Here is a 294-nt window from a genome sequence, read left to right as displayed (position 1 = left end):
CCACATCAGCATCGGGACATGGGTTTGCTGGGTCGGTGCCATGCTATAAGGAGCACCATGCAGGTATAAACCATGCTCTCCGGTGGATTCTCCATGATCAGACAGGTACCAGAAACCGGTCTGATATTGAGTCTGCTGCTTTAAAGTTTCAATGATCTGGGCAAGAACATGGTCTGTATATACAATCGAATTATCATAGCTATTCTTTAATTCTTCTGTACTACAGCCCTGAATAGCATTGGTATTACAGGTCGGTTGAAATGGCTGATATGGCGCTTTGGAACGCTTGTAATA

General features: G+C 44.2%; 1 protein-coding gene. It reads right to left on the bottom strand.

Annotated elements, in window-relative coordinates; translation table 11 throughout:
• Window positions 1-294 (bottom strand): sulfatase-like hydrolase/transferase (locus ACNQ0W_RS25600; RefSeq protein ID WP_417933332.1); only part of this gene is annotated, 294 nt, incomplete at both ends.

It is taken from the genome of Enterobacter cloacae complex sp. 6730903 (genome assembly GCF_048283985.1).
Taxonomy (GTDB): Bacteria; Pseudomonadota; Gammaproteobacteria; order Enterobacterales; family Enterobacteriaceae; genus Enterobacter; species Enterobacter hormaechei_C.
This window is presented reverse-complemented; position numbering and strand designations above follow the sequence as displayed.